The sequence below is a fragment of the Acinetobacter sp. FY683 genome, from assembly GCF_059515885.1.
In genome coordinates, this window is record NZ_JCAKNA010000051.1 from 1 (window position 1) to 7,938 (window position 7,938).

13 protein-coding genes are annotated in these 7,938 nt (G+C 33.3%); all 13 read left to right on the forward strand.

Annotated features, from left to right (window positions below; translation table 11 throughout):
* Positions 1 to 177 precede the first annotated feature (177 nt).
* The 13 genes from AC5YDH_RS14540 (at position 178) to AC5YDH_RS14600 (ending at position 7,868) form a co-directional block, all read left to right on the forward strand.
* Positions 178 to 360, forward strand: coding sequence for a zinc ribbon-containing protein (locus AC5YDH_RS14540; protein ID WP_496120542.1), 183 nt, complete (start codon positions 178 to 180; stop codon positions 358 to 360).
* A gap of 109 nt (positions 361 to 469) precedes the next feature.
* Positions 470 to 1,048, forward strand: coding sequence for a DUF4126 domain-containing protein (locus AC5YDH_RS14545; RefSeq protein ID WP_496120520.1), 579 nt, complete (start codon positions 470 to 472; stop codon positions 1,046 to 1,048).
* Positions 1,049 to 1,243: 195 nt separating this feature from the next.
* Entirely contained in the window at positions 1,244 to 1,450 is a 207-nt protein-coding gene (locus tag AC5YDH_RS14550; protein WP_496120544.1) for a hypothetical protein, read from the forward strand.
* Between the two features lie 84 nt (positions 1,451 to 1,534).
* Positions 1,535 to 2,182 (forward strand): hypothetical protein, encoded by a 648-nt coding sequence (locus AC5YDH_RS14555; protein WP_496120522.1) that lies wholly within the window; start codon positions 1,535 to 1,537, stop codon positions 2,180 to 2,182.
* A 161-nt stretch (positions 2,183 to 2,343) separates the two neighbouring features.
* Positions 2,344 to 2,601 carry a hypothetical protein gene (locus tag AC5YDH_RS14560; protein ID WP_496120524.1) on the forward strand — a complete coding sequence of 86 codons (258 nt, stop codon included), beginning with the start codon at positions 2,344 to 2,346 and terminating at the stop codon, positions 2,599 to 2,601.
* Positions 2,602 to 3,181: 580 nt separating this feature from the next.
* The gene (locus AC5YDH_RS14565; RefSeq protein WP_496120526.1) at positions 3,182 to 4,024 is read left to right on the forward strand and encodes a GGDEF domain-containing protein; all 843 of its coding nucleotides are present in this window, start codon (positions 3,182 to 3,184) and stop codon (positions 4,022 to 4,024) included.
* Positions 4,025 to 4,103: 79 nt separating this feature from the next.
* The gene (locus tag AC5YDH_RS14570; RefSeq protein ID WP_496120528.1) at positions 4,104 to 4,769 is read left to right on the forward strand and encodes a pseudouridine synthase; all 666 of its coding nucleotides are present in this window, start codon (positions 4,104 to 4,106) and stop codon (positions 4,767 to 4,769) included.
* Positions 4,770 to 4,866: 97 nt separating this feature from the next.
* Positions 4,867 to 5,247: a ribonuclease E inhibitor RraB gene (locus tag AC5YDH_RS14575; protein ID WP_496120530.1), complete on the forward strand. Its 381-nt coding sequence runs from the start codon at positions 4,867 to 4,869 to the stop codon at positions 5,245 to 5,247.
* Between the two features lie 105 nt (positions 5,248 to 5,352).
* Entirely contained in the window at positions 5,353 to 5,697 is a 345-nt protein-coding gene (locus tag AC5YDH_RS14580) for a zinc ribbon domain-containing protein YjdM (protein ID WP_496120532.1), read from the forward strand.
* A 147-nt stretch (positions 5,698 to 5,844) separates the two neighbouring features.
* Complete coding sequence (locus AC5YDH_RS14585) at positions 5,845 to 6,213, forward strand: 5-carboxymethyl-2-hydroxymuconate Delta-isomerase (RefSeq protein WP_496120534.1); 369 nt, start codon at positions 5,845 to 5,847, stop codon at positions 6,211 to 6,213.
* A 201-nt stretch (positions 6,214 to 6,414) separates the two neighbouring features.
* Positions 6,415 to 6,750, forward strand: coding sequence for a YegP family protein (locus tag AC5YDH_RS14590; protein WP_496120536.1), 336 nt, complete (start codon positions 6,415 to 6,417; stop codon positions 6,748 to 6,750).
* Between the two features lie 220 nt (positions 6,751 to 6,970).
* Positions 6,971 to 7,384 (forward strand): nuclear transport factor 2 family protein, encoded by a 414-nt coding sequence (locus tag AC5YDH_RS14595; RefSeq protein ID WP_496120538.1) that lies wholly within the window; start codon positions 6,971 to 6,973, stop codon positions 7,382 to 7,384.
* A gap of 79 nt (positions 7,385 to 7,463) precedes the next feature.
* Positions 7,464 to 7,868 carry an NUDIX hydrolase gene (locus AC5YDH_RS14600; RefSeq protein WP_496120540.1) on the forward strand — a complete coding sequence of 135 codons (405 nt, stop codon included), beginning with the start codon at positions 7,464 to 7,466 and terminating at the stop codon, positions 7,866 to 7,868.
* Positions 7,869 to 7,938: the final 70 nt, after the last annotated feature.

Genomic DNA, 7,938 nt, shown 5'->3' on the forward strand with positions numbered 1-7,938 from the left:
TATACGAAATTCGATTGTTAGAACCTACTCATCTTATAAATTATGAAAGAGGTCTAATAGTTTGTTTAATAATAAACAATTATTAAAAGAATATTTTGAGAACATTTTATAAATCCTTCGCCTTTCTGACATCATCATTAGACTAAATGGCTAATTGAAAACCATAATGATTCAGTTATAGTACTTTCACCATTTCTAAAAACAAGGAGAGCAAAAATGGTTCAAGCTGGTCAAAAACCTGGCACAGGCTTCTATTTTTGTGTGCAATGCGGACACCGCACCTACTTAGAAATTGGTACAGACCGATTACCCCCGTGTACCAAATGCCAAGGCGTTCAATTTAACAATAAGAACACCTAAGCAACACGACTAAAACAGCACTTACTGTTTTAAATAAAAGCCCTATCACCCGATGGGGCTTTTTTGATAACGTATAAAACAACCTAAAAGAAAAACAAAGGAATACCACATGGAAACCATACTCGGGTTATGTATAGGCATTGGACTTAGCGCAGCATGCGGATTCCGTGTGTTCGTACCACTTCTAGTTATGAGTATTGCTGCCATATTTGGACTATTTGAACCCATGAAAGGCTTCGAATGGCTTGCAATGCCATCGGTCTGTATTGCACTTGCCGTTGCAACTGTATGTGAAGTTGCCGCTTATTACATTCCATGGGTAGACAACATGCTAGACACCATAGCAACACCCGCAGCCATGATTGCAGGCACACTTACCACTATGGCAGTAAGTTCAGGAGAAATGTCCCAATTTGCAAATTGGGCATCGGCCATTATTATTGGTGGTGGAACAGCAGGTGCCGTACAAATGAGTACGGTTGCTGTACGTAGCGTATCGATAGCAACAACAGGTGGTGTGGCAAATCCACTTGTATCTACAGGAGAATGGATAGGTGCATTCGTAATTTCAATATTGTCTTTTATTGTGCCTGTGTTGGTGGTGATTCTACTTGTTGTTTTTGCCATTTGGGGTGCAAGATGGGTACGTCTAAAAAAGAAAAATGATGTAACTGTTTCTTTAGATTAAACATGAAAATTGAATATAGATGTATCAATCTAATCCTTAAAAAAGAGATACGCCACAGTTTAAATTTTTGCTAAAAAATTGATTGATTTTTACGCACAAAAGGCATATTTTTATTATGTGATTTAAAACCATAATTATTATATGGGTTTGTTCAAATTTAAACTTAAAGAGTTTTTTAGGGGGGCAAAAATGCAGATGATTAAATTTATAGTCGATGAAAAGCCAGCTGCAAATGGTATTAATAAAATCCATAATGCCACTAAAGGCTGTGAAGATTTACCCAAACCAAGTGGTCAAATATTAATAGGTTATTTTGCAAATTATGAATTGGCATATAAAAGAGCAAGAATGAATTGGCCAAGAGAAAAAGTAGAAGCATGCGAAAAATGCTGTGAAGCATAATTGGGCAACATATTTAAACCCACCAAATGGTGGGTTTTCTTTATATTTGTCTTTATTAAATATGTATTAAATAGTATGACCATAATGAAAAAAATCATCTCCCATATTTTGTTGGTCACTGCTTGTATTTCAGGACTAAGTCTACTTACTCAAGTATCTTCAGAAAATATTACTACGCAAAGCCTTGAGGAAATTAAATTAAAACAAGACAGTATTAAGTACAAAGCCTATATTCCTAAAGGCTATGCGCTCTTTGACGCGATAGAAGGTGACTTAAATAAAGATGGTAAAAATGATTTAGTTTTAATTGTAAAAGCGACTGACCCCAAACAGTGGATTGATGACGAATACCGCGGTCGTTTAGACCGTAACCGCCGTGGCATATTGGTGTTTTTAAATGAAAATGGAAACTATAAAAAGCTATTGCAAAATTTAAATGCATTTTCATCTGAAAATGAAGATGGTGGTGTTTATTTTCCACCTGAGCTTTCTATAGGTATTAAGAACAATAAATTGTTAGTTGATTATGGACATGGGCGTTACGGCTGGTGGGGGTATAGTTTTAGATTAGAAAATAATGATATGCGCTTAATTGGCTATGAAAACTCAAGTAATCATGGACCTTATATTTCAAGTGAAACGAGCATTAATTTATTAACAGGAAAAAAGCTTTATCGTAAAAATATGAATGAAAATTATGATGATGATCGCCCTCGTTTTAAGGAAACATGATCAAAGCTTCCATATCCTCCAATTTATTTGTCGCAAATTAAAGACTTTGATGAGCTATTAATGCAGTAATTTTTAAAAGTTAAGGGGGTTTTTTAATATAAATGGCTTAAAAATTGCTTATGTAAAACCTATATTTGGCTTTTAAAAAGTATAGGTGGATTATGGAAAGTTTAGTAATTTCGGAAAAAAAAGTATTACCTAAATTGGCACATTTACTAGCAGGGTGGCCACTTTTACTCATTTTAGTTGGTGGTGCAATAGGGATGACTTATGGTGTGATGGCTTATGTACTGAATATTCAAATTTACAAATCCAATTTAAGCAAAATACAGAAAATATTGGCAAATTTACTTTGTGGTATGTCTGCTATAAGTTTATGGTGGTTTACCGCAACATGGTTGCAAGGTGTCATTTCGTAATGATCTATTCCTTGGTTTTTTGATTGAAATTGATACTTTAAGTTGTGAATGGATGTAATGTAAAAATTCCTAAATAAGTCTAATTAAATAGATAAAAAATGGATAAATAAGATAGAAGTGGGAAAAAATTTCTGTAATAAATATATTTGTGAAAATTATTTTTATAGATTTAAAAAAATAGCTTATCTTAGGAAATTAATTTCAGCGTCCTTTCACTACTATATATCTCAAGGGTGTGACGGGAATCGAAAAGAGTAGCATGCTGTGAGCGGCGCAAAACGCGAGTGCAGTACTTACCCAAAAGGTCTCGATTCGACTTAGGACGCTATAGATCACAAGTTTATAGGCTATAAGATCATAATTTACAAAGTCATGATAGTTGAAGTAAACAAAACACTGTTTTTCCCAACACCCTAAAAAATTTCAGAATAACAAATAAATCTAAAAATATTTTAAACCATTCTCTAAATACAACGCTTTTAGATTTAAGTCATTCTATTTAAAATTGATTCTATTTGAATATTTATGATAATAATAGAATAATAAAACTATACAGATGAATGTTGTCTGGAGCTGCTAAATGCTGACTCAAGTTGGAAAAACACTTTCAGGACGCACATTTACCCGACGAATTATTATTGTCTTGTTCATTCTTATAATGGGGTGGATTGACCTTACTACGGGTTATGAATATTCCTTTGCTGTCTTTTATTTAATTCCTGTTTCTATTGCTGCTTGGTATGACAATACCAAAACGACAGTATTTACGATTATAGGTGCAGGTTGTACGTGGTTATATGCAGACTTTGGTTCTGGACATGCGTACTCTCAGGCATTTGCACCTTACTGGAATTTTTTAGTTCGATTAAGTTTTTTTAGTGTTGTCGCAATATTGTTATTTAAAGTTCGTGGGACTTTAATTGAAATGACTAAAATGGCAATGAAAGATAGCTTAACGACGTTAAGTAATTCACGTTCATTTCAAATGCAATATAATGATATTAAAAGAAAATCTAGTAAGTCTTCTCATTCTTTTGCTGTAGGTGTGATTGATTTAGACGGCTTTAAAAAGGTGAATGATACGCTTGGACATAGCCGAGGGGATGATGTTTTAGTTGCATTTGCAAATATTTTGAAAAATGCGACAAGAAGCTCGGATGTTGTTGCCCGAATGGGCGGCGATGAATTTATTGTTATCTTAAAAAAGACCGATGCAAAAGGTACAGAAGAATATGCTGCCCGTTTAAGACAAGCTTTTGATGAAAGTGGTTTAAAAGAGCAGTGTGGGGTCGATTTTAGTATGGGGATTAGTCTTTTTGATCATCTTCCTGAAGATTTAGATGATGCAACACATGCTGCGGATTTACTGATGTATAAAGCGAAAGAACTAGGTAAAGCACAAACTACAATTCAAATGGCTTGAAATGAAGCTTAGGTTGAAAGATTGACAGGCGAAAGCCATCTTGTTACTTTGCGTTTTTTCCTCCCAATGCTGTAACTTCATGCCTCTTGACGATAAATTTGTATATATGCCTCCGCAAGAACCACTTTCTATTGTCTATGAAGATGATGATTTAGTGGTTATTGAAAAGCCTGCGGAATTGTTGTCTGTACCTGGTCGTTTACCTGAACATCATGACAGTGCATATTTACGTGTTTTAGAAAAATATCCAAATGCTAAAATTACGCATCGTTTAGATATGGCAACGTCGGGTATTTTAATGTTTGCGAAACATAGAGATGCCGAAGTTGCTATTAGCAAGATGTTTCAAGCTCGTACTGTTACTAAAAACTATATTGCACTGGTACAAGGGAAACTTGAGGGTGAGGGAAGTGTTGAAGTTCCTTTAATTACAGATTGGGAAAATAGACCACGTCAAATGGTGCACTTTGAATTGGGGAAATCTGCAAAAACGCTGTATCAAGCATTGGAATATAATGCAGAAGAAGATATTACACGTGTTTTACTTACGCCAATTACGGGGCGTTCGCATCAGCTTCGCGTTCACATGATGCATATTGGGCATCCTATTACAGGCGATAAAATTTATCATCCTGAACCCGAGCGTAGCGCATTAAATAGAATGGCATTGCATGCAAGCTATTTGGCTTTCACTCAGCCTTTAAGCGGTGAAAAAGTTGAGATTAAAGGAAGTGTGCCTTTTTAGATTTGTTTATTGTTCCATCTGGTAATTAATCTCCAAATTGAAACATATATAGGCTAATCTAGACCATAGAAATATATGTTTAAAATAAGGAAAAACAATGTCACGCGATTACCAACAATTCCCAGATGATGACAACGGCAACGTACTTTGGCAAATGGCTGAAGATGGCGATGACCTTACAGTTGCACATGAAATTGAATATTCAATTGCATTTAAAAGCCAAGAAATTGCAGAAAAATGTGCACTTTTCTTACTTGCTGAAGAACAAAAAATTTCATTGTTCCAAGATGAAGAAAACAACGAATGGTTTATTACCATTTATGTTTACATGGAACCAGACTACTCAGATATTGTCGATCTAGAAGAGTGGTTTACTAAAATTGCCACAGACTACAACGGAGAATATGACGGTTGGGGTTGTATGGCATACGTCTATGATGATGAAGAAGATGAGCTTGAAGATGTGACTCAAGCTTAATTTTTTAATAAAGCCTTACATTATGTAAGGCTTTATATTAGAGAATAAGAGAAAAAATGGTATAATTAATTTTTATCTTTTTTTTATTTTTTGAGATTTTTTTTTATGTCTTTACCTAATTGCCCAAAATGCCAATCAGAATATACATACGAAGATGGCGATTTACTGATTTGCCCTGAGTGTTCTCACGAATGGAAGGAAGGCGAAGTTTCAGATGCTGAAACTCATGCAATAATTAAAGATGCAAATGGCAACGTATTGGCAGATGGTGATACCGTTACAGTCATTAAAGACTTGAAAATTAAAGGTTCTTCATCTGTAGTGAAAGTTGGCACTAAAGTTAAAAATATTCGTTTATTGCCAGATGCAGCAGATGGACATGATATCGATTGTAAAATTGATGGTGTTGGCGCAATGAAACTGAAGTCTGAATATGTGAAAAAAGCATAAGAATAATTTAAAAAAAAGCACAGCAATTCAATTTGTTGTGCTTTTTTTATGCCCAAGAAAACTTAAAATTAAGTGAAAGTTACATTTAGCTCTGTATCAAAAAAAGGAACATGTTATAAATAATAAAAAAATTTTGAAGCCAATTTTATGCCACATCTCCATCTTGAATATTCAGATAATATTGAAAATCTTGAAGTAAAACCGTTACTACTTTCACTCAATCAGGCATTGATTCGTGGTGGTTATGCTCAGGCAGGCTTAGACATTAAAAGTCGAGCAATTTGCCAAACAGATTATGTTATTGGTGAAAATGAACAAAATCAGGCATATATACATGTGAAATTGTCTTTATTAACTGGAAGGTCTGTTGAGTTAAGACAAGAAATTGCAACATGTTTACTTGAGGTTCTTGCCGATCATTCTCCTAAACAAACGCAGGTTACGATTCAATTTTGTGTAGAAATTTTGGAAATGCAACGTGATATTTACGCCAAAAAAATTGTTGCATTGGTTTAAAAGCCGAAAAGCAAAACATATTCTGTTTTGCTTTTTATAAAAAATAAATATTTTTGATTAAACTTATTTAAAATAAGTACTTATTTTTATATATACCACTTTTATATTTGTAAAAAGTCATTTATATTTCATATAAATAGAATAAATTTTCTTCAATTTATTTAAGTACACATAAATAAAAGCAATTAAAAGAGGTGTGATATGTCAGGATGGTTTGAAATTAGCCAAGCAAAAGATGGTCAGTATCGCTTTAGCTTAAAAGCTGGCAACGGTGAAGTCATTTTAACGAGCGAGCTTTATAAAGCCAAACCTTCAGCGCAAGTTGGTATTGAGTCTGTTCAAAAAAATTGTACGGAAGATATTCGTTATGAGCGTTTGACTGCAAAAAATGGAAAGCCTTATTTCAATTTGAAAGCAGCAAATCATCAGGTTATTGGTACTAGTCAGCTTTATGCGAGTGAACAATCACGAGAAAAAGGAATTGATTCTGTAAAAAATAACGGTGTATCGACTACGATTAAGGATTTAACAGGATAGTTATTTAAAGTTGATTTTGTATAAAAAAGCATGCTGAGCATGCTTTTTTTATACCTAAAATAAAGTGATGACTTAATAAACTGAAGTGTTGTAAAAGCGTAAATAGCATTGTTTAACAAAAGGTCAATTGTTTAATAAATATGAAAAATAATATAATATTAATAGATATATTTTGACTTATTTTTGTTGGTAATAAAAAGATTTAAATGGGGTAGGTCTTTTGATTTTACAGCTAATTGGTGATGAGCATATTGCTCAAGAAGTTTTATTTAAAATAAAACAATGGGATAGTGCAGTAGAGCGTTTGGATTTACAGGCAATTAGTGAGATGTGTTCAGATCATTTAAGATTTTTTGATGTTAGCTCACAACTAAATAATATTAGTGAATTTAAACAATTGTGGGAAAAGTATAGTTCTTTTTTTGTTGATGATGTAAGGGTATATCGAAAGAAAGTTGAAATTCATGCTCAAGCTAATTTAGCATTTATGCATTGCTACTCTAAGATTGATCATGCAGATGAGTCTCGTGCTTTAAACTTACCTTGGTGTCGTACCACATTATGTTTTGAAAAAATGCATGGAAAGTGGAAGGTGGCACATCAACATATTTCTATACCAAATTTGATTCATTAATAAATAAAGTAATAATATTGATATAGTGCTTTGGTTTATTTTTAAAAAGTTTAAATAAAATTTTCAATAGGCATAATTCATGGCATTTCAAGATTTTTATCGTTTAAGTTCACATGCCGTTATTTTTAATGAAAAAAATGAAGTTTTATTGTTAAAAGCCACCTATGCCGATTGTGCATGGGGACTGCCTGGTGGTGGATTGGATATGGGGGAAACTGTTCATGAGGCTTTAATTCGAGAGTGTCGAGAAGAGCTGGAATGTGATGTTCAGATTGATTATTTATCGGGTATTTATTTTCATTCTACAGTGACTTCTCATGCTTTTATTTTTCGTTGTCACTTATTAGAAAATCAAAGCATAACATTAAGTAGTGAACATTCAGAATTTAGGTGGTTTACTCTAAATGAGTTAAATGCGGTTCAACGGATTAGAGTTGAAGATTGTTTGAACTATAAGGGTTCGGTGGTAAGTCGATCATTTTAAAAAATACATTATTTATAGGTGATGTATTGGTTTTAATCTTTTTTTTCTAAAAAATATTTAGATTTTTTTT